Annotated in this window: 22 protein-coding genes; 7 read left to right on the top strand and 15 right to left on the bottom strand. The window is 72.7% G+C overall.

Features of this window, described 5'->3' with window-relative positions; all coding sequences use genetic code 11:
• The first annotated feature begins 38 nt into the window (after nt 1–38).
• Nucleotides 39–1,298 (top strand): Nramp family divalent metal transporter, encoded by a 1,260-nt coding sequence (locus J3P38_RS16080; protein WP_210504341.1) that lies wholly within the window; start codon nt 39–41, stop codon nt 1,296–1,298.
• Between the two features lie 29 nt (nt 1,299–1,327).
• Here J3P38_RS16080 and J3P38_RS16075 read toward each other — a convergent pair whose 3' ends face one another.
• Genes J3P38_RS16075 through mgrA form a run of 3 tightly spaced genes read right to left on the bottom strand, consistent with a single transcriptional unit; the run spans nt 1,328 to nt 4,557 of the window.
• Nucleotides 1,328–2,062: an N-acetyltransferase gene (locus tag J3P38_RS16075; protein WP_210504340.1), complete on the bottom strand. Its 735-nt coding sequence runs from the start codon at nt 2,060–2,062 to the stop codon at nt 1,328–1,330.
• 40 nt (nt 2,063–2,102) lie between these two features.
• Nucleotides 2,103–3,479 (bottom strand): FAD-dependent oxidoreductase, encoded by a 1,377-nt coding sequence (locus tag J3P38_RS18475; RefSeq protein ID WP_210504339.1) that lies wholly within the window; start codon nt 3,477–3,479, stop codon nt 2,103–2,105.
• Between the two features lie 49 nt (nt 3,480–3,528).
• The gene (mgrA, locus tag J3P38_RS16065; protein WP_210504338.1) at nt 3,529–4,557 is read right to left on the bottom strand and encodes an L-glyceraldehyde 3-phosphate reductase; all 1,029 of its coding nucleotides are present in this window, start codon (nt 4,555–4,557) and stop codon (nt 3,529–3,531) included.
• A gap of 112 nt (nt 4,558–4,669) precedes the next feature.
• Here mgrA and J3P38_RS16060 point away from each other — a divergent pair, with 112 nt between their 5' ends.
• Together J3P38_RS16060 and J3P38_RS16055 are read left to right on the top strand one after the other, a co-directional pair.
• Nucleotides 4,670–5,914 (top strand): cytochrome P450, encoded by a 1,245-nt coding sequence (locus J3P38_RS16060; protein ID WP_210504337.1) that lies wholly within the window; start codon nt 4,670–4,672, stop codon nt 5,912–5,914.
• A gap of 39 nt (nt 5,915–5,953) precedes the next feature.
• A complete protein-coding gene (locus tag J3P38_RS16055) occupies nt 5,954–6,697 on the top strand; it encodes a sortase domain-containing protein (protein WP_307807961.1) in 744 nt (247 codons plus the stop codon).
• A 21-nt stretch (nt 6,698–6,718) separates the two neighbouring features.
• On the opposite strand, the gene J3P38_RS16050 is transcribed toward J3P38_RS16055, so the two are convergent.
• Both J3P38_RS16050 and truA read right to left on the bottom strand, forming a co-directional pair.
• Nucleotides 6,719–7,315 (bottom strand): class I SAM-dependent methyltransferase, encoded by a 597-nt coding sequence (locus tag J3P38_RS16050; RefSeq protein ID WP_210439954.1) that lies wholly within the window; start codon nt 7,313–7,315, stop codon nt 6,719–6,721.
• Nucleotides 7,308–8,144 (bottom strand): tRNA pseudouridine(38-40) synthase TruA, encoded by an 837-nt coding sequence (truA, locus tag J3P38_RS16045; protein ID WP_210504336.1) that lies wholly within the window; start codon nt 8,142–8,144, stop codon nt 7,308–7,310. Before truA ends, J3P38_RS16050 begins: the two co-directional genes overlap by 8 nt.
• 142 nt (nt 8,145–8,286) lie before the next feature.
• On the opposite strand from truA, the gene J3P38_RS16040 reads away from it, so the two are divergent.
• From J3P38_RS16040 to J3P38_RS16025, 4 genes are read left to right on the top strand one after another with little or no spacing between them, the layout of a single operon-like run.
• On the top strand, nt 8,287–8,655 hold the full coding sequence (locus J3P38_RS16040) for an ArsR/SmtB family transcription factor (protein ID WP_210504335.1): 369 nt from the start codon (nt 8,287–8,289) through the stop codon (nt 8,653–8,655).
• On the top strand, nt 8,652–9,170 hold the full coding sequence (locus J3P38_RS16035) for an SRPBCC family protein (RefSeq protein WP_210504334.1): 519 nt from the start codon (nt 8,652–8,654) through the stop codon (nt 9,168–9,170). Before J3P38_RS16040 ends, J3P38_RS16035 begins: the two co-directional genes overlap by 4 nt.
• Nucleotides 9,170–9,736, top strand: a complete 567-nt coding sequence (locus tag J3P38_RS16030; protein WP_210504333.1) for a TIGR03086 family metal-binding protein — start codon at nt 9,170–9,172, stop codon at nt 9,734–9,736. The genes J3P38_RS16035 and J3P38_RS16030 overlap by 1 nt, the downstream gene beginning before the upstream one ends.
• Before the next feature lie 31 nt (nt 9,737–9,767).
• On the top strand, nt 9,768–10,724 hold the full coding sequence (locus J3P38_RS16025; RefSeq protein WP_210504332.1) for a ketopantoate reductase family protein: 957 nt from the start codon (nt 9,768–9,770) through the stop codon (nt 10,722–10,724).
• A 324-nt stretch (nt 10,725–11,048) separates the two neighbouring features.
• Here the strand turns inward: J3P38_RS16025 and rplQ are convergent, their stop codons facing one another.
• From rplQ to J3P38_RS15975, 10 genes are all read right to left on the bottom strand, one after another.
• Entirely contained in the window at nt 11,049–11,654 is a 606-nt protein-coding gene (gene rplQ / locus J3P38_RS16020; RefSeq protein WP_210439948.1) for a 50S ribosomal protein L17, read from the bottom strand.
• Between the two features lie 95 nt (nt 11,655–11,749).
• A complete protein-coding gene (locus J3P38_RS16015) occupies nt 11,750–12,766 on the bottom strand; it encodes a DNA-directed RNA polymerase subunit alpha (RefSeq protein ID WP_210439947.1) in 1,017 nt (338 codons plus the stop codon).
• Nucleotides 12,767–12,883: 117 nt separating this feature from the next.
• Complete coding sequence (gene rpsD / locus J3P38_RS16010; RefSeq protein ID WP_210439946.1) at nt 12,884–13,492, bottom strand: 30S ribosomal protein S4; 609 nt, start codon at nt 13,490–13,492, stop codon at nt 12,884–12,886.
• Between the two features lie 28 nt (nt 13,493–13,520).
• On the bottom strand, nt 13,521–13,916 hold the full coding sequence (rpsK, locus tag J3P38_RS16005) for a 30S ribosomal protein S11 (RefSeq protein ID WP_056906616.1): 396 nt from the start codon (nt 13,914–13,916) through the stop codon (nt 13,521–13,523).
• Between the two features lie 70 nt (nt 13,917–13,986).
• A complete protein-coding gene (rpsM, locus tag J3P38_RS16000) occupies nt 13,987–14,361 on the bottom strand; it encodes a 30S ribosomal protein S13 (RefSeq protein WP_210439945.1) in 375 nt (124 codons plus the stop codon).
• 231 nt (nt 14,362–14,592) lie between these two features.
• Nucleotides 14,593–14,706 (bottom strand): 50S ribosomal protein L36, encoded by a 114-nt coding sequence (gene rpmJ / locus J3P38_RS15995; protein WP_004008316.1) that lies wholly within the window; start codon nt 14,704–14,706, stop codon nt 14,593–14,595.
• A 49-nt stretch (nt 14,707–14,755) separates the two neighbouring features.
• On the bottom strand, nt 14,756–14,977 hold the full coding sequence (gene infA, locus J3P38_RS15990; protein WP_056599768.1) for a translation initiation factor IF-1: 222 nt from the start codon (nt 14,975–14,977) through the stop codon (nt 14,756–14,758).
• Between the two features lie 244 nt (nt 14,978–15,221).
• Nucleotides 15,222–17,660, bottom strand: coding sequence for a transglutaminase-like domain-containing protein (locus tag J3P38_RS15985; RefSeq protein WP_210504331.1), 2,439 nt, complete (start codon nt 17,658–17,660; stop codon nt 15,222–15,224).
• Between the two features lie 65 nt (nt 17,661–17,725).
• Entirely contained in the window at nt 17,726–18,922 is a 1,197-nt protein-coding gene (locus J3P38_RS15980) for a DUF58 domain-containing protein (protein ID WP_210439943.1), read from the bottom strand.
• Nucleotides 18,923–18,930: 8 nt separating this feature from the next.
• Nucleotides 18,931–19,902, bottom strand: coding sequence for an AAA family ATPase (locus J3P38_RS15975; protein ID WP_210439942.1), 972 nt, complete (start codon nt 19,900–19,902; stop codon nt 18,931–18,933).
• Between the last annotated feature and the right edge of the window lie 49 nt (nt 19,903–19,951).

The following is a 19,951-nucleotide window of genomic DNA, read 5'->3' as shown; positions in this document are numbered from 1 at the left end:
GGCGCACAGTGGTCTAGTCCGCGGCTAGGGTGCACCCCATGTCCCAGAGCACCTCCCCGGAGCAGACCACCGTCCCGCGCTGGAAGATCATCGGTCCCGGCCTCGTGGTCGCCGCGACCGGCGTCGGCGCCGCCGACATGGTCGCGACCCTGATCGCCGGCCAGAAGTTCGGCTACACGCTGCTGTGGTGCGTCGTCGTCGGGTGCGTGATGAAGATCGTGCTGGTCGAGGGCGCGGGCCGCTACTCGCTCGCGACCGGACGGACGATCTTCGAGGGCTGGCGCTCGCTCGGCGTGTGGACGACGTGGTACTTCGCGCCGTACATCGTGATCTGGGGCTTCGTCTACGGCGCCGCCGCCATGGCAGGCACCGGTCTCGCGCTGCAAGGCCTCGCCGGCGGCCTGTCCACCACGTGGTGGGGCATCCTGTCCGGGCTGCTCGGCCTCGTCCTGGTGTGGACCGGGCGCTACGGCGTCTTCGAGAAGGTCCTGGCCGCCCTGGTCGGCATCATGTTCGTCACCATGGTCGGCGCCGCGCTGCTGACGCTGCCCAACCTCGGCGAGCTGGTCACGGGCCTGGCGCCGCGCATCCCGGACGGCGGCCTCGTCAACACCCTCGCGCTGGCCGGCGGGGTCGGTGGCACCATCACGCTCGCCGCCTACGGCTACTGGCTGCGGGAGAAGGGCTGGGACACCCCCCGGTTCATGCGGGTTATGCGCATCGACAACACGGTGGCCTACGTCGTGACCGGCATCTTCGTGCTCGCCACCCTGGTCGTGGGCGCGGAGCTGCTCTACTCCACGAGCGTCGCGATCGAGAGCGGCGACGCCGGCCTGCTCGACCTCGGCGTGGTCCTGCAGGACCGCTACGGCCAGTGGGCGGGCAAGCTGTTCCTGCTCGGGTTCTGGGCGGCCGCGATGTCCTCGCTGGTCGGGGTCTGGAACGGCGTGAGCCTGATGTTCGCCGACTTCATGACGCACGCCACCGGCGGCACCAGCGCCGACCCCGCCGCCCGCGCCGGCGGCAGGTGGTACCGCGCGTACATCCTGTGGCTGACCTTCCCGCCGATGGCGATGATGTTCCTCGGCAAGCCCGTGTGGCTGATCCTGGCCTACGGCGTGCTCGGGGCGTTCTTCATGCCGTTCCTGGCGATCACGCTGCTGTGGCTGCTCAACACCGACCGCACGCCGCAGGAGTGGCGCAACAAGCTCCACTCGAACGTGCTGATGGCGCTGTGCGCCCTCGCCTTCCTGGCCCTGTGCGTCAACGAGGTGCGCAAGGCGGTCTCAGGAGGCTGACGCCGGCTGCCGGCCTCACGCCCCGGGCCTCACACCCCCGTGGGGTGGCGGACCCACACGTTCGGCTCGACGTACGTCGCGGTGCCGTGCTCGGCGTCGCACATCACCGGCGCGAGGGCCCCGGGCACGACGACGGGCCCGGTCGTGTCGAACGGCAGCCCGGTCCACTCGCGCCACTCCTCCACGGTGCCCGGGATGACCATGGAGCGCGGCGCGACCCGGTCGATGCGGCCGCCGGCCCGCACGTGCACGCGCAGCCACGGGTCGACGGGCAGCCCGTCGCCGCGGGTGCGGAACGCGTACGTCGCCATGGGCTCGTGGACGTCGGCCTTGCCGTTGGGGCGCACCGGCGCGACGAGCTCGGAGAAGCCGAGCCGTCCGGCGTTCTCCCGCAGCGCCGTGAGGATGCGCCCCGAGAGCCCCGTGCCCTGGAGCCCGGGCTCGACCGCGATCTCCACGGCGCTGACGGCGTCCGGCTGCTCGCCCCGGAGCCGGGTGAGCAGGCCGCTGCGGATGGCGGCGTCCCAGCCGGCGTCGGGGAGCTCGCCCTCGCCCAGCTGGAAGGGCACCGAGTGGGCCTTCGCGACCATCCGGCCGGATGCGTCCAGGCAGACCAGCACGAACTCGCTGAACTCGCTCAGGACGTTGTAGTACGCGTTGCCGATCGGGTCGTGCTTCATGAACTCCGGCCACGACGTCTCGAGGTCCCAGAAGACCTCCATGAGGTCGGGGCGGTCGGCGAGGGTGACGATCTCGAGCTCCATGCCGCCATCCTGCAGGCGGCGGCAACCGGTTTCCGCGGGCTCAGAGCCGCTCGGCCACCCGGCGCGCCGCCACCTGCAGCACCTCCCAGGTCGTGGAGAACGGCGGGGCGTAGGCGAGGTCCATCCACGCGAGGTCGTCGACGCTGCCGCCCGCCCAGAGGACGGCGGCGGCCGCGTCGACCCGCTTGCCCGCGCCCCGGCCGCCGACGACCTGCACGCCCAGCAGCCGCCGGGTGGCGCGGTCGGCCATCACCCAGACGGCCACGGGCTCGGCCTCGGGGAGGTAGCCGGCCGTCGTGGTGCCCTCGGTGAGCAGGGCGACCGCGTCGAAGCCGGCGGCGTCGGCGTCGCGGCGCGACAGGCCGGTGCGGGCGATCTCCAGGTGCACGTCGGCGTGGGCGAAGCGGGTGATCGAGGTGTCGACCATCCCGTCGAAGCCGAGCGACCCGCCCGCGAGGCTGTCGCCGAGCGCCCTGCCGTGCTTGGTGGCGTACGTCGCGAGGGGGCGGAACACCCACTGGTCGTCGACGCGGCGCCGCACCTCGCAGCAGTCGCCGGCCGCCCACACGTGGTCGCCGACCCGGCCGTGCGGGTCGGGCCGCAACGCCCCGTTGGGAGAGAGCTCGAGGCCGGTGCCCTCGAGGAAGTCCGTCGCCGGGCGCACGCCGACGGCGACCATCACGAGGTCCGCCGCCCTCGTGCCGCCGTCCCACCGCACGCCGCTCACCCGGCCGTCGGTGACGTCGAGGCAGGTCACCTCGGCACCCAGGACCAGCTCGGCACCCGCGTCGACGAGCCCGGTGTTGACCAGGTCGGCCAGCTCGTCCTCGAGCATCCCGGTGCCGCGCCCGCGGGTCAGCACGGTGACGCCGAACCCGTGCCGCAGGGCGGCCTCGGCCACCTCGACGCCGACGTAGCCCGCGCCCACGACCACCACGTGCGCACCGTCTCCCGCCGCTGCGAAGCGCTCGATCCAGGCCGCGCCGTCGTCCAGCGTCTTGACCACGCCGACGCCGTCGTACGTCGTGCCGTCCGACCGCAGCGCCCAGTCCGGCACGACCGCCGGGGCACCGGTGGCCACCACCAGCTCGTCCCAGCCGACCGCTCCCCCGTCGGCCGTGGTCACGGTCCGGGCCGCGAGGTCGGCGGCCACGACCTCGACGCCGAAGCGCAGGTCGATCCCGGCCTCGCGGTGCTGGTCGGCGGTGCGGGCGACGAGGTCGTCACCGGTGGGGACGTCGCCGGCCATCCAGTAGGGGATGCCGCAGGCGCTGTAGGACGTGTGGTGCCCGCGCTCGAGCACGGTGACGTCCAGCCGCCGGCCCGTCCGCCGGGCGGTGCGCAGCGCCTGGTGCGCCGCGGACATCCCGGCCGCATCGGCGCCCACGACGACCACGCGCGTGGAGGCCGGGGTCACGGGCGCACCCGCTCGGCACCCCGGGTGCGCAGGCGCTGGACGCGCTGCCTCACTGCTCGGTCTGCTTCGCCCAGAGGTTGATTCCGGACTCGACGGCGTGCTGGTCGATCTCGGCGAGCTCGTCGTCGGTGAGCGGCGCGGCCGACAGGGCGTCGAGGTTGGTGTCGAGCTGCTCCACGCTGGAGGCCCCGATGACCGCACTCGTGACCCGCCGGTCGCGCAGCACCCACTGGAGCGCCAGCTGGGCGAGCTTCTGGCCGCGGCGCTCGGCGATGGCGTTGAGCGACCGCACCCGGTCCAGCACCTGGTCGTCCAGCCCGGCGACGGTCGATCCCTCGCGGGCCGCGCGGGAGTCGTCCGGCACGCCGCCGAGGTAGCGGTCGGTCAGCAGCCCCTGCGCGAGCGCGGTGAAGACGATGCAGCCCATCCCCTGCTGCTCGAGCTCGTCGAGGAGCCCGCCCTCGATCCAGCGGTTGAGCATGGAGTACGACGGCTGGTGGATGAGCAGGGGCGTGCCGAGCTCCCGGGCGATGGTGGCGGCCTCCCGGGTCTTCGCCGCCGAGTAGGACGAGATGCCGACGTAGAGCGCACGGCCCGAGCGGACCGCGGTGTCGAGGGCCATCATCGTCTCCTCGACGGGGGTGTCGGGGTCGAAGCGGTGGCTGTAGAAGATGTCGACGTAGTCGAGGCCGAGCCGCTGCAGCGACTGGTCCAGCGACGCGAGCACGTACTTCCGGGAGCCGCCGCCCTGCCCGTAGGGGCCCGGCCACATGTCCCAGCCGGCCTTCGTGGAGACGATCAGCTCGTCGCGGTGGGCCGCGAAGTCGTCGCGGAGGTAGCGGCCGAAGTTCTCCTCGGCGCGGCCGTAGGGCGGGCCGTAGTTGTTCGCCAGGTCGAAGTGGGTGACCCCGCGGTCGAAGGCGCGCCGCAGGATCCCCCGCTGCGTCTCCTCGGGCCGGTCGGTGCCGAAGTTCTGCCAGAGGCCCAGCGACAGGGCAGGGAGCCGCAGGCCGCTCCTTCCGGTGAACCTGTACTCCATGCCGGCGTCGTACCTGTCGGGCGCTGCGTCGTAGGGCATGGCCCCATCCTGCCTCCTCGGCCGGCCGCGTCGCTGCCTCGGGGATTCCCCCGAGGGCCGATCCGGGGCGTGCCTGATGGCGCCACACCCCTGCGGGCGGTTGACTGGCCGCATGCCAGCCACCTTGCGCAGCACGGCACTCCGGGTCGCCCTCACGTCGGCCCGCCGTGTGCCGGCCCGCATCCGCTACCCGCTCCAGCGCGACGGCGTCCAGCCGGTCCCCCGGCTCGCGCAGGCCCGCGAGCGCGGCGACGTGGTGCGCTTCGCCAGCCTGCTCGGCACCCGCGTCTGGCTGGTCACCGGGTACGACGTCGCCCGCGCCGTGCTAGCCGACTCCGAGGCCTTCGCCAACGACGTGCGCGACCTCATCGGCCGGCAGGACCGCGCCCCGGCCGAGCGCATCGGCGGCCTGGGCATGACCGACCAGCCCGACCACGGCCGCCTCCGCGGGGTGCTGACCCCCTACTTCACCCGCCGGCGGCTGGCCGAGCTCCAGCCCGACATCGACCGCGTGGTCGAGGCCGCCCTGGACGACATGGCGGCCCACGGACCCGAGGTCGACCTCGTCGAGCGGTTCGGCTTCCAGGTGCCGTTCGGGGTGATCTGCGACTTGCTCGGCATGCCCGACGTCGACCGGTCTGCGTTCCGCCAGCACGGCGCGGCGCGGTTCGACCTGCGCGACGCCGGCGGGCGGATCTTCGACACCGCGGCGGGCACCCGGCAGTTCCTCATCGACATCGTCGCCGCCGAGCGACGCGAGCCCCACCTCCCTGACGGACTCCTCGCGCGGATGGTCGCCGACCACGGCGCGGACTTCGACGACGTCGAGCTCGGTGGACTCGCCGACGGCGTGTTCCTCGGCGGCTACGAGACCAGCGCCAGCATGCTCTCCCTCGGCACGTGGGTCCTGCTCCAGCACCCCGACTCGTGGCAGGCGCTGCGTCGCGGCCACCCCACGGAGGTCGACCGGGTGGTCGAGGAGCTGCTGCGGTTCGTCTGCCCCGTGCAGGTCGCCTTCCCCCGAGTCGCGCGGCACGAGGTGCCGGTCGGCGAGCAGGTCGTCCGCGCCGGCGACATCGTCGTGGTGTCGCTGACCGGCGCGGGCCGCGACCCCGCGCGCCACGTCGACGCCGAGCGCTTCGACCCCACCACGGCGTCCGCCGGGACGCTCGCCTTCGGCCACGGCCTGCACCGCTGCATCGGCGCGGAGCTGGCGCGCATGGAGCTCCGGACCGCGCTCGTCGCCCTGGCCCGCCGGTTCCCCGACCTCGCGCTCGCCTGCGACCCCACCGAGCTGCGCTTCACCGAGCTCGCCATCGTCCACGGCGTGGAGCGGCTGCCCGTCCGCCTGGGCTGACGGCGCCTCGCACGCCCAGCTCCTCCGTACGGTGGAGTCGTGGCAGGCCGCGTCGCGCTCACCCTCGCCGCGGCCCTCGCCGTGGTGACGACGGCGTGCGCCGCCGACGACCCGCGGGCCGGGCGGACTCCCGCACAGGAGCGCACGACGAGCGCGTCGGCGCCCGAGGCGGGCACGGCGTCCGGGCCCACCGAGCCCACGACCGAGCCCACCGAGCCCACGACCGAGCCCACGACGGAGCCGGAGCCCGAGCGGCCGGAGCCGCGCCGCTCCTACGTCACCATCCCGGCGATCGGGCTGCGCGACTTCCCCGTCGTGCGCTACCGCGGCTCCCCCGACGACGCGCCGGGCACTGCGCTCCAGAACGCCGGCGAGATGGCGTCCCCGCGGGGGCCGCGCGGCGGCACCGGCCCCGGCGAGGTCGGCAACTACATCATCACCGGGCACCGGCTGACCGGCACCGCTCCCCTGCGCCACTCGCCGTCGTTGGTGCGCGGCGACCGGATCCGGGTGCGCAGCGGCGACACGCTCCACGTCTACGAGGTGCGCCGCACCCGGTGGACGTCCTTCCGCCGGCCCGCCTCGCTCCGGGCGCAGCGCGCCGAGGTGCCGGGCCGGCCCGGGCAGTCCGCGACGCGAGCGATGATCACCCTCTCGACCTGCGCGACGCTCGAGGACCACGCTGCCGGCAACTACTGGTCCGACGAGTTCGGCAATCCCGAGCACCGCATCGACAAGATCGGCGTGCTGGTCGCGACGCGACCCGCCCGGGACAGCCGGTGACGCGAGTGCCGACGGCAGCCCTCAGCCGCGCCGGGTCTCCAGCACCCGGAAGCCCTTGCGGCTGGCCAGCCGCTCCGTGGGCCACCCCTCGTCGGTGAGCCAGCGCTGCAGCGAGTCGGCGCCGAGGTTCTTGCCGACGACCATGACCATCCGGCCGTCCGGCGTCAGTCGGGGTAGCCAGGTGAGCAGCAGCGCGTGCAGCGCCTCCTTGCCGATGCGGATCGGCGGGTTCGACCAGATCTCGTCGAAGACCTGGTTGCCCGGCACCTGGTCCGGCAGGCACGCCACGAAGCGCGAGTCGAGGCCGGCCGCTCGAGCGTTCTCGTTGGCGAGCAGCAGGGCGCGCTCGTTGACGTCGACGCCCGTGACGTTGGCGAGCGGCACCGCGCGGGCGATGGCCAGCCCGATGACGCCGTAGCCGCAGCCGAGGTCGAGGAACTGGCCCTGCGGCGGGGGCTCCAGCTCGTGGAAGAGGACGGCCGTCGCGTGGTCGAGGTGGCCGCGGCTGAACACCCCGGCCCCGGTGTCGAAGGCGAGGGTGCTGCCCCAGAGCTCGGCGGTGAAGCGCTCGCGCTCGAAGGGGACGCTGGGGTCGGCGGAGAAGTAGTGCTCAGGCATCGATCGCCTCTCGTCGTGCTCGGGCTCGTCCGGCCTGCGCGGCCAGGTCCTCGTCGTCGGGGTAGCCGACCTCCTCGAGGGTCAGGCCGTGGGCGTGCACCACCCGTACGCCCTGGTCGCGGCGCCTGCCGGCCAGCACCTCGGCCGGCCAGCCTGGCGGCCGGCGCCCCTCGCCGACCGCCAGGAGGCACCCGACGAGGGCGCGGACCATGTTGTGGCAGAAGGCGTCGGCCCGCACCGTCCCGACCACGAGGCCGGAGTCGTCGCGCGTCCAGCGGAGGTCGAGGAGGGTGCGCACCGTCGTCGCCCCCTCCCGCTGCTTGCAGAAGGAGGCGAAGTCGCGCAGTCCGACGAGCGATGCCGACGCCTCGTTCATCGCGTCCAGGTCCAGGCGGCGGCCCCACGTCAGCACGTGACCGCGCACCAGCGGGTCGGCGAGCTCGCGTGAGTCGGCGATCCGGTAGGCGTAGCGGCGCCAGGTCGCGGAGAAGCGGGCGTCGAAGCCGTCCGGCGCCTCCACCACCCGGCGTACGCGCAGGTCGGGCGGCAGGATCCCGTCGACCCGGCGCGCGAGCGCCTCGAGCGGTGGATCGGCGGAGCGCCCGGCGGACGCGAGGACCACGTCGCGGTCCACGTCGAGGTGCGCCACCTGGCCGCGGGCGTGCACCCCGGCGTCGGTGCGGCCCGCCACCGTGACCCGTACGTCCGGCACGCGCAGCGCGGTGGCGAGAGCCGCCTCGAGGGTGCCCTGGACGGTGCGCAGGCCCGGCTGCGCCGCCCAGCCGGAGAACTCCGCGCCGTCGTAGGCACAGTCGATCCGCAGGCGCACGCAGCGATCCTAGGCCGGGCGGCCGGGCCGCGCGGAAGCGGCGCGGCCGCCGACCCGCGCGACGTTCCTCAACCAACTGGTTGACAACCACGCCGCAGCGGGCCTACCTTGTATTCAACCAATCAGTTGAAGAAGGTGTTCCGTGACCGACCAGCTCTCCCGCGTCTTCGCCGCCCTGGCCGACCCCACTCGTCGCGACATGGTGGCCCGGCTCACCGAGGCCGACCACACCGTCAACGAGCTGGCCGCGCCGTACGACGTGAGCGTCCAGGCCGTCTCCAAGCACCTCAAGGTGCTCGAGGACGCCGGCCTGGTGACCCGGACCCGGGAGGCCCAGCGCCGGCCGGTGCACCTGGAAGCCGAGGTGTTCGACCTGATGACCAGATGGATCGAGCGCTACCGCCGACGGGCCGAGGAGCGCTTCACGCGCCTCGACGCCGTGCTCGCGCGGATGCAGGACGACGACACCACCCACCGCTCCACCGCATCGCAGGAAGGAACCGCATCATGACCACCACGCAGGACGCCCGCACGACCCGCTACACCGAGGCCGCGATCGAGGCGGACGAGAAGGTGCCCGCCATCCACATCTGGCGCGACTTCGCCGCCACGCCCGCCCAGCTGTTCCGGGCGCACACCGACCCCGAGCTGTTCGCCCGGTGGATCGGGCCCACGGGTGTGGGCGCCGACATCACGCACTGGGACGCCCGCGACGGCGGCAGCTGGAGCTACACCGCCCGTGGCAGCGACGGCCGAGAGGACTTCGAGACGTCCTTCCACGGCTGCTTCCACACGGTGCGCGAGGACCGCATCGTGCAGACGTTCACCTGGGACGGCATGCCCGACGGCGTCTCGCTGGAGACGCTGACCTTCGAGGACCTCGGCGACGGTCGCACGCGGCTCCACGCGGTGAGCCTCTGCGGCTCCTTCGAGGACCGCGACGCGTGGCTCCGCAGCGGCATGGAGGTCGGCGTCGACGACGGGTACGCCGCCATCGACACGCTGCTGGCCGACGGCGAGCTGTGATGGCGCTGCCCGAGTCCCCGGCCGCCCGCCACGAGGCCGCGGCCGGGGAGTTCTCCCGGCTGGCCGCGCACACCCCGGACTGGTCGGCCCCCTCACCGGTCGACGGCTGGACCGCGCGCGACGTCGTCGACCACCTCGTGTCGTGGTTCCCCGGCTTCCTCGCCGCCGGTGGCGTCGAGCTGCCCTCCGGTCCCGCGGTGGCCGACGACCCGGTCGCGGCGTGGCGGCACCACGCCGGCGCCGTGCAGGCGCTCCTCGACGAGCGCGGCGACGAGACCTTCACGCACCCCCGGGTCGGGACGCACTCGCTCGCCGACACCGTGGACCGCTTCTACACCGCCGACGTCGTCATGCACTCCTGGGACCTCGCCCGCGCCGGCGGCCAGGAGGCGCGCATCGACGAGGACTTCGCCGGCCGGCTGCTCGAGGGGATGCGGCCGATGGAGCAGCTGCTGCGCGAGTCGGGCCAGTACGGCCCCGCCGTGCCCGTGCCCGACGACGCGCCGGTCGTGGACCGGTTGATGGCGTTCGTGGGCCGCGATCCCGGCTGGCGACCGCCTGCCTGACCCGCGCCGCGGGCGCTCCTAGGCTCGGGGCATGCGATACGTGGTGTACGGCGCGGGCGCCGTCGGCGGGGTCGTCGGCGGACACCTCCACCGGGCCGGCAGCGCTGTCACGCTGGTCGCCCGCGGCGAGCACCTCGCGGCGATCCGCGCCCGCGGCCTCACCCTCGACGCCGGCGACGGCCGCCACCGCGTCGACGCGCCGGCCACCGACTCGGCGGCGGACGTCGAGTGGACCGACGACACGGTCGTGCTGCTGGCGGTGAAGTCGCACCAGGCGGCCGCCGCCCTGGCGGACCTGCGGGCCCACGCTCCGGCGGACGTGCCGGTCGTCTGCCTGACCAACGGCGTCGCGACCGAGCTGGCGGTGCTGCGGCTCTTCGCCCGCACGTACGCCGTCTGCGTGATGCTGCCGGCCACCCACCTCGAGCCGGGGGTCGTGGTGGCCTCGTGCCACCCCACGCCGGCGATCCTCGACATCGGCCGCTTCCCGGGCGGCACCGACGCCACCACGGCCGCGGTGTCGGCCGACCTCCGCGCCGCGCGGATCGAGTCGGTGGAGCGCGAGGACATCATGGCGATGAAGCGCCGCAAGCTGGTGATGAACCTCGGCAACGGCGTGGACGCCTCGTTCGCCGAGGGCGAGGAGGCCGACCGGCTCGCAGAGCTGGCGCAGGCGGAGGGGGAGCAGGTGCTCGCCGCGGCGGGCGCCACGGTCGTGAGCGCCGAGGAGGACCGCGCCCGGCGCGGGTCGATCCTCGTGCGCCGCCCCGACCTCGATCGCCGGGGCGGGTCGACGTGGCAGAGCCTGACCCGCGCCACCGGAGACTCCGAGATCGACTACCTCGCCGGCGAGGTCGTGCTCCAGGGCAGGCTCCTCGGCCTCCCGACGCCGGTCAACGAGGCCGTCGTGGCCGCGACGCGGAGGCTGGCCGCCACGGGCGGCCCGCCCCGCAGCCTCGACGCCGGCGCGGTCCTCGCGGCGCTCTGACCGGCCCCGCTCGCTCGGCGTACGACCCTGGACCTCCGCGTCAGCGGTGCGTGAGGCAGGTTCCTGCCCGCGAAAATCTGCCTCACGCACCGGTCGGGTGTACAACACCGCGTCAGCGGTGCGTGAGGCAGCTTCCTGCCCGCGGAAACCTGCGCCACGCACCGCTCGACCCACGACCTCCGCGCCAGCGGTGCGTGAGGCAGCTTCCTGCCCGCGAAAACCTGCCCCACGCACCGCTCGGGCGTACGACGTCCGCGCCCGGGACGCGCGAAGGCCCGCCGCCCCGAAGGGTGGCGGGCCTCGCGTGGTGCGGGTGGACCTGGATCAGGCCTTGGTGTCGTCCTCGGCAGCCGGCTCGTCGGTGGCCTCGGAGGCCTCCGGCGCGTCGGTGACCTCGGCGGCGTCGCCCTGGGCCTGCGCCTCGGCCGACTCGACCTCGGTGGCCTCGGTGTCGAGCACCTCGGTCTCGCCGTCGACGCCCTCGGCCTCGACCTCGGCGGGAGCGGCCTCGGCGGCCGGCGCGGGAGCGGCAGCGGCCTCGGTCTTCTTCGTCGACGGGGCCTTGGGGCTGTAGGCCTCGGTCACCAGCTCGATGATCGCCATGGGGGCGTTGTCGCCCTTGCGGGGGCCGATCTTGGTGATCCGGGTGTAGCCACCGGGACGCTCGGCGAAGGTCGGCGCGATCTCGGTGAACAGGGTGTGCACGACCGACTTGTCACGGATGGTCTTGAGGACCTCGCGACGGTTGTGCAGGTCGCCGCGCTTGGCCTTGGTGATCAGCTTCTCCGCGACCGGGCGCAGTAGGCGCGCCCGGGTCTCAGTGGTGGTGATCCGGCCGTGCTCGAACAGGGCGGTCGCCAGGTTCGACAGCATCAAGCGCTGGTGGGCCGGGCTGCCGCCGAGGCGGGGACCCTTCTTGGGCTTGGGCATGGGGTGCCTTTCTTCTCTCGGGCCGTGTCAGGTACCCGGGTAGACGACCGGCGGCGCCGGTCGGTTTGGGTGAGGTCGGGCCGGAGCCCGGGGGTTCAGAGCTGCTCGTCCTCGATGAACGCGTCGTCGTCGTCGTCGCCGTAGGCGGCGAGGGCGGCGTGCGGGTCGAAGCCGGGCGCGCTGTCCTTGAGCGAGAGGCCCATCTCGACGAGCTTGGCCTTCACCTCGTCGATCGACTTCGCGCCGAAGTTGCGGATGTCGAGCAGGTCCTGCTCGGAGCGGGAGATCAGCTCACCCACGGTGTGGATGCCCTCGCGCTTGAGGCAGTTGTAGCTGCGGACCGTCAGCTGGAGGTCCTCGACCGGCAGTGCCAGGTCGGCGGCGAGCTGCTCGTCGACCGGCGACGGGCCGATGTCGATGCCCTCGGCCTCGACGTTGAGCTCGCGGGCCAGGCCGAAGAGCTCCACCAGGGTCTTGCCGGCCGAGGCGATGGCGTCGCGGGGACGGATCGACGGCTTCGTCTCGACGTCGATGACCAGCTTGTCGAAGTCGGTGCGCTGCTCGACACGGGTCGCCTCGACCTTGTAGGTCACCTTCAGCACGGGGCTGTAGATCGAGTCGACGGGCATGCGGCCGATCTCGTTGTCGGCGCCCTTGTTCTGCACGGACGAGACGTAGCCGCGACCGCGCTCGACGACGAGCTCCATCTCCAGCTTGCCCTTGTCGGACAGCGTGGCGATCTTGAGCTCGGGGTTGTGCACCTCGACACCGGCGGGCGGGGTGATGTCGGCGGCGGTGACGTCACCGGCACCGGACTTGCGCAGGTACATCACGACCGGCTCGTCGTGCTCGGAGGAGACGACGAGTCCCTTGAGGTTGAGGATGATCTCGGTCATGTCCTCGGTGACGCCCTCGATCGTCGAGAACTCGTGGAGGACGGAGTCGACCTTGATGCTGGTGACCGAGGCACCCGGGATGGAGCTGAGGAGCGTACGACGAAGCGAGTTGCCGAGCGTGTAGCCGAAGCCGGGCTCGAGGGGCTCGATGACGAACCGCGAGCGGAACTCGTCGACGGTCTCTTCCGTGAGGGTCGGGCGCTGAGCGATAAGCACGGAGTTTTCCTTTCCGGATCCACCCACTATTTGACGGATCCGAACCTGATGGAGTTGGCGAGGGGAAGAGCGGGGCGTCGGTGGCCGCCCGGGGCGCGGGCGGCCACCGACGGTGGGTCACTTCTTGGAGTAGTACTCCACGATGAGCTGCTCCTGGACCGGGACGTCGATCTGCGCCCGGACCGGGACCTGGTGCACCAGGATGCGCATCCGCGAGGGGATGACCTCGAGCCAGGCGGGGACGACGCGCTCGCCGTGGGTCTCACGGGCCACGATCAGCGGGGTCAGCTCCAGCGACTTCTCGCGCACGTCGATGATGTCGTGGTCGGTGACCTGGTAGGACGGGATGTCCACCTTCTTGCCGTTGACCAGGAAGTGGCCGTGCACGACGAGCTGGCGGGCCTGGCGGCGCGTGCGGGCGAAGCCGGCGCGGTAGACCACGTTGTCGAGGCGGCACTCGAGCAGCTGCAGGAGGTTGTCGCCGGTCTTGCCCTGGCGGCGGCTGGCCTCCTTGTAGTAGCGGACGAACTGCTTCTCCATCACGCCGTAGGTGAAGCGCGCCTTCTGCTTCTCACGGAGCTGGAGCAGGTACTCCGACTCCTTGATGCGGCCGCGGCCGTGCTGGCCGGGGGCGTAGGGACGCTTCTCGAAGGCGGAGTCGCCGCCGACGAGGTCGACACCGAGACGGCGCGACTTGCGGGTCATGGGACCGGTGTAGCGGGCCATGTGTCAGTCTCTCTTTCTCAGTCTCGGGTCAGACGCGGCGGCGCTTGGGCGGCCGGCATCCGTTGTGCGGGGTGGGCGTGACGTCCTGGATGGTGCCGACCTCGAGGCCGATGGCACCCAGCGACCGGATGGCGGTCTCACGACCCGAGCCCGGGCCCTTGACGAAGACGTCGATCTTCTTCATGCCGTGGTCCATGGCGCGACGGCCGGCGGCCTCGGCAGCCATCTGGGCGGCGAAGGGGGTGGACTTGCGCGAGCCCTTGAAGCCGACGGTGCCGGCAGAGGCCCACGAGATCACCGCACCGGTCGGGTCGGTGATCGTGACGATGGTGTTGTTGAACGTGCTCTTGATGTGGGCTTCGCCCTGGGCGACGTTCTTCTTCTCCTTGCGGCGCACCTTGGTCGCGCGGCTCTTGGGAGGCATTCAGTAACTCCTGAGGTTCTGGTCGGGAAGCTTCGTGGAAGAGGTCAGTGAGACGCCGTGAGGCGTGCGATCACTTGGCCTTCTTCTTGCCGGCGACGGTGCGCTTGGGGCCCTTGCGGGTGCGCGCGTTGGTCTTGGTGCGCTGGCCGCGGACCGGGAGGCCCATGCGGTGGCGGCGACCCTGGTAGCTGCCGATCTCGATCTTGCGGCGGATGTCCGCCTGGACCTCACGCCGGAGGTCACCCTCGATCTTGAAGTTGGCTTCGATCTCGTCGCGAAGCTTGACCAGCTCCTCGTCACCGAGCGTGTGGACGCGGGCGTTCGGGTCGACACCGGTGGTCTCGAGCAGCTGCTTGGCGCGGGTACGGCCGATGCCGTAGATGTAGGTGAGGGCGACCTCGATGCGCTTGTCGCGCGGGAGGTCAACACCAACGAGGCGTGCCATGTGGCGGTTTCCTTGTCTGTTCGTGCGCTGGTTTCTGGTCGTGTCGCGTCCCATCCCGCCTCGGGTGGGCTCCGGCCAGTGCTCCGGAGGTGACTTCGGTCGGGCGGTGCCCGGCCTAGCGATCACGTTGTGGTGTTTCAGTTGTGCGGTGGTGCGGTGGTCCTGCTCGGGTCGAGCCGCAAGCGGCCGCGCCGCTCGCCCTGCTCGTCCGGCGGAGCCGGACGAGGTCGCTCAGCCCTGCCGCTGCTTGTGGCGGGGGTTCTCGCAGATGACCATGACCCGGCCGTGACGGCGGATGACCTTGCACTTGTCACAGATGGGCTTGACGCTCGGGTTGACCTTCATGTCAACGCCTTTCTCACGGTGTAGCTGGCTCGCTACTCGGCTGGCAGTGTCACTTGTAGCGGTAGACGATCCGACCCCGGGTGAGGTCGTACGGCGAGAGCTCCACCACGACCCGGTCCTCGGGGAGGATCCGGATGTAGTGCTGGCGCATCTTGCCGCTGATGTGCGCGAGCACCTTGTGCCCGTTGGCCAGCTCCACGCGGAACATGGCGTTGGGGAGGGCCTCCACGACGGTGCCCTCGATCTCGATCACGCCTTCTTTCTTCGGCATGTCCTCCACAATCTGTCGCAGTGCTGGATCAAAATGCGTGTCTACCGTCGGCCCGGGAACCGCCCGGCTCCTGCGCGCAGGTGGCCGGTGGACCTCGTGGGGCGTCCCGGGAGCCCCTTCCCGGGCGCGCACCGACACGTCAGGGACGAGTCGCACGAGATCCGGGCAGCCGCGAGGCACCACGACACACAGCCCACGTTGGGCCGACGAGCCAGTCTAGTCAGGCGACCTGCGAGAACGCCAATCAGCGAACCCGGCGCGAACGCCGCGCGGTCGGCACGACACGCCCGGTCGCGGGGGCCGCGGCGTCCGTCGCGGCGGCGCCGGCCTCCGGGCGGGCGTCGGGGCGCCGGCCGCGCACCGCCCCGGGCGAGGTGCGTCGCAGCGACCGCAGGCTGATCGCGGCGCGGACGCGCTGCCAGCGCCCCACCTCCTGCGACATCGCGCGCCGCTCGGCGTCCACCTGCTCCCAGTAGGACCTCGCGGCGCCCGCCTCCGGCGTGCGCGGGCCGAACACGAAGCTGTCCGCCCGGCGGGCGAGCGCCCCGGCCTGGCCGGAGACGATGCCCACCGACTGCTCGCGACGGGTGACGGTCGGGCCCAGTGGGACGACCTGCCCCAGGTCGCGGGCGTGGTCCACGAGCTCTCGCCAGGCGCCGACGAAGCGTGCCGACGGCGAGCCGGCGCTGCGACGACGGTGGCGACGCAACGCCTTGAGCCCGACGATGCCGCCGAGGACCAGCGCGACGAGGAGCACGGGCACGCCGACGTAGCCCAGGACGACACCGAGCCAGGACGGCACGCCCGGGATGAGGCTCTCCTCGTCCTCGTCGGCCTTCTTGCGGGTCGCCTTGCGCTCCTTGAGGTCGGCGTCGCTCTGCTCCCCCGCGTCGGACGGCGGCGGGATCGGGTTCGGCGGCGGGATCACCGTCCCCGACATCGGTGTGTTGGTCTCGGGCATCTGCTCGGCCGGCGGCGTCGTCGACATGAACGCCTCGGTGGGCAGCGTCTTCCACGAGCCGTCGGCGGCGCGCAGCTCCACCCACGCGGACACGTGCTTGCCCATGACCGTGCCGTCCTCCGGCACGACCGCGCCGAGCACGACCCGTGCGGGGACGCCGATGCCGTTGGCGACGAGGGCCATGGTCGCGGCGTACTGCTCGTCGTTGCCGACCATCTGCGGGGCGTTGACGAACTCGTCGGAGAGGCGCCACACGCTGTGTCCGGCCACGTAGATGCGCTCGGTGCGACCCACGCCGTCGGAGTACCTGCCCTGCGTGCGCAGGTGCTCGGCGGCGGCCAGGACACGGTCCATCGGGTCGGGGCCCGCGTCCTCGGTCCACTTCTCGGTCGGTCCCTGGATGAAGGTCGCCCCGCTCGGCAGGGGCGCGAGCTCGGAGGAGCCGACGGTCTCGTCGGTCAGCTCGTCGTCGGGTCGCACCGCCGTGAAGGAGTAGCGGTCCCCGGGCTGCATGCCGGTCGGGACGACCGCCGTCGACGTGGCGAGGTTGTAGCGGAACACCTCCGCCTTGGTCCGGGCGTCGCTGGTCTCGAACTGCATGGACTGCAGGGCGCCGACGGTCGGCAGCCACACGCCCCTCCACCCCTCGCCGAGGGTCACGGTGACGTCGACCGCCTCGCCCTCGACGGGGTTGTCGATGGTCGACGACACCCGCTGGAAGGAGTCGTCGGCCGGACCCGGCAGCGCGTCGTCGCTCGCCCCCCACACCATGCCGTCGTAGCGGTCCATCGTGGCGAACCGGACCCGCGTGCCGGCCGGGACCCCCTCGACGTCGAGCAGCGCCTTGTCGTAGACGTTGGTGGCGTCGGTCCTGCCCTTGAGGTCGACGTACTTGCGGAAGCCGGCGAGCGGCGAGGGGTATCGCCCGATGTCGAAGGGCGGCTCCACCCAGTTGCGCGCGACGGCGCGCTCGGTGTCGTCCTCGGTGAAGATCGCGCTCGCCGGGTAGGCGATGCCGGCGGCCGCGGCGAGCATGGCCACCGCCCCGACGCCCCTGACGTACGACGTGGCCCCGCCGTGCACGGTGGCACTGGCCCGGCGGGCCCGGACCGCCAGCCACGCGAGCGCCAGGCCGGTGAACACCGAGCCCTGCACGAGCAGCGACTGGGGGTGGCGGACGCCGAGCAGGATGGCGCCGGACAGCACGACCGTCATGCCGACGACGGGGAGCATCGCGGCCAGCCAGGCGCGCCGCACCGGCAGGTGCGCCAGGCTCAGGCCCATGAGACCGGCGAGCATCCCCGCCAGCCACGGGAGCACCAGCAGCGGCCCGTCGCCGTCGACCGGCGGCAGCGTGGTGAGCAGGTCCTTCCAGCCGAAGACCGCCTGGTCGGCGAGGCGCGCCAGCGTCGCACCACCGGGCAGGGCGTAGGTGTCGCCGAGCGAGCGCAGGCACAGCGGACCGCCCAGCAGGAAGAACAGGGCCAGGCAGATCACGACGGACGAGACGACCGGCCACCCCGCTGCGCGGGTGAGGTGCGTGACCACCACCGCGATGACCACCCCCGCCATGCCGACGACGAGGTAGCCCACCCCGGTGAACGACGTGCCGAACGCGGTGAGGGCCACCCCGGCCAGGGCGAGGGTGAAGGCGATGTCGGTCCACGAGTGCCGGTCGGGCAGCAGCGCGTGGGGCCGTACGCGGGTGCGGGTGCCGGTCACGGAGGGCGACGTGCCACCGGGGCCGCCGGGGCCGCCGGGGCTCCGGCGCGCGCCCCGACGGGGGCTCACCGGACGCTCCACCGGAGGAGGCCGCCGAGGTCGTCCTTGGCGGCGAGGTGGAGGACCGGCAGGCCGCCGGTCTCGGTGACGCGGCTGTTGCCGGCGGGGTCGACCACGATGCCGAAGCGACGCACCTCGGGCGGGAACGCCGCGGCGCAGCGCAGCATGTCGGTGAACGGCGACTCGCTGCCGCCCACGAAGAACGCCAGGCTCGTGTCGGGTGCCAGCACGGTGGCCTGCCGGCCGGACTCCACCAGGCCGCGGTCGCCGAAGTCGGCGCGGCAGACCGCGTCGAGGGCCAGGTGCCCGTCGGAGCCGGACGAGGCGTGGCGGCCGCAGACGAAGGACACGTCGAACTCGTCGAGCACCGCCCGCACGGCGATGGAGGCGGCGACGGCCATCGCGGTCTCGAAGTCCTCCGGGTCGGCCCACGACGCCAGCCGGTCGTCGACCACGATGGTGGCGTGGCTGCGGCGGGTGTCGAGGTACTGGCGCACCAGCAGCGCGGACTCGCCGGTGGAGGCCATCACCTTGGCCGACGAGCGCCAGTGGATGTGGCGCAGGTCGTCGCCGGGGACGTACTCGCGCAGGGCGTGGAAGGCGAGGTCGCTCTGGCTCACGGCGTCGGTCGAGACGCCTTCGAGGTCGCGCAGCAGGCCGGCGCCGAGGGACTCCATCGGCACCAGGTGCGGACGCACCAGCACCTCCCGGACCGGCGTCCAGACGACGTCGCGCGAGAAGATGCCGACCGGGTCGCCGCGCCGGGTCATCGCCGGCCCCACCGCGATCACCCCCCGCCGCTCCGTGCGGATCGTGAACGACTCCTCGTGGGCGGCGCCCGGCGCCAGCGAGCTGATGCCGTAGCGGTGCACGGCCGAGCCCACCGGGACCTCGAGGGTCGTGGGGACCAGGCGGGAGGCCGCACGGTTGACGACCAGGACACCGGCCGCCACCGACTCCCCCGCGGCCACCCGCTCGGGCTGCAGCCGCAGGTCGACCGAGACCGTCGTGCGACCCACCAGGAAGGGCAGCGCCAGCGCGACGAGCACCAGGCACGCGGTGCCCAGGACCGCCAGCTCGCGCCACAGCGTGAAGACGGCGACGAGGAGCGCGCCCAGGCCGAGGCCGACGACCAGCCAGCCGATCGGCTTGACCACCTCGAGCGCGTCGTTCAGCCGCCCCCTGAATCCCTGTGGGCCCATCGGACGCGTCAGACCCCCACGCGGTCGGTCGGCGGGGCGACGGCGTCGAGCAGGCGGGAGATCACCGTCTGCACGTCGACGCCGCTGAACTGCGCCTCGGCGTCGAGGAGCAGGCGGTGGGAGAGCACCGGCTCCGCGAGGTCCTTGATGTCGTCGGGCACCACGTGGTCGCGCCCGTCCGCGGCCGCCCACGTCTTGGCGACGCGCACGAAGGCCAGGCAGCCGCGGGCCGAGAGACCCAGCTTGACGTGCGGCTGGCGCCGCGACTCCTCCGCGAGCTCGGCGACGTAGCCGATGACCGCCGGGTCGACGTAGACGTCGTCGGCGAGCCCGCTCATCTGCGCGATGGTGGCGGCGGTGATCACGGGCGTGACGAGCGCCGCGCGATCGCGTACGGCGGCGTTGTTGAGCAGCTCGACGGTGGCCTGACGGTCCGGGTAGCCCACGGAGGTCTTCATCAGGAAGCGGTCGAGCTGCGCCTCGGGGAGCCGGTAGGTGCCGGCCTGCTCGATCGGGTTCTGGGTGGCGATCACGAGGAACGGCCTGCCCACGGGGTGGGCGACGCCGTCGACGGTCACCCGGCCCTCCTCCATCACCTCGAGCAGCGCCGACTGGGTCTTGGGCGAGGCCCGGTTGATCTCGTCGGCTAGGACGATCGTGTGGAAGATCGGGCCGGGGTGGAACTCGAACGTGCCCTTGTGCTGGTCGTAGACCGTGACGCCGGTGACGTCCGACGGCAGCAGGTCCGGGGTGAACTGGATCCGCGCGTGGCTGCCCTGCACGGTGTTGGCGAGGGCCCGCGCCAGCATGGTCTTGCCCGTGCCGGGGAAGTCCTCGAGCAGGATGTGCCCCTCGGAGAGCAGGCAGGTCAGCGCCAGACGGACGACGTGGCGCTTGCCGAGGACGGCCTTCTCCATGTTGTCCGTGAGCTGGTCGAAGGTCGACCTGAACCACTCGGCCTGTTCGTGGCTGATCGTCAAGGGTGCTCCTGGTGGTGTCGGTGAGTCGCGAGGTACGAGCATGCGGGCC

The sequence above is a fragment of the Nocardioides xinjiangensis genome, assembly GCF_017916455.1.
GTDB lineage: Bacteria > Actinomycetota > Actinomycetes > Propionibacteriales > Nocardioidaceae > Nocardioides > Nocardioides xinjiangensis.
This window is presented reverse-complemented; position numbering and strand designations above follow the sequence as displayed.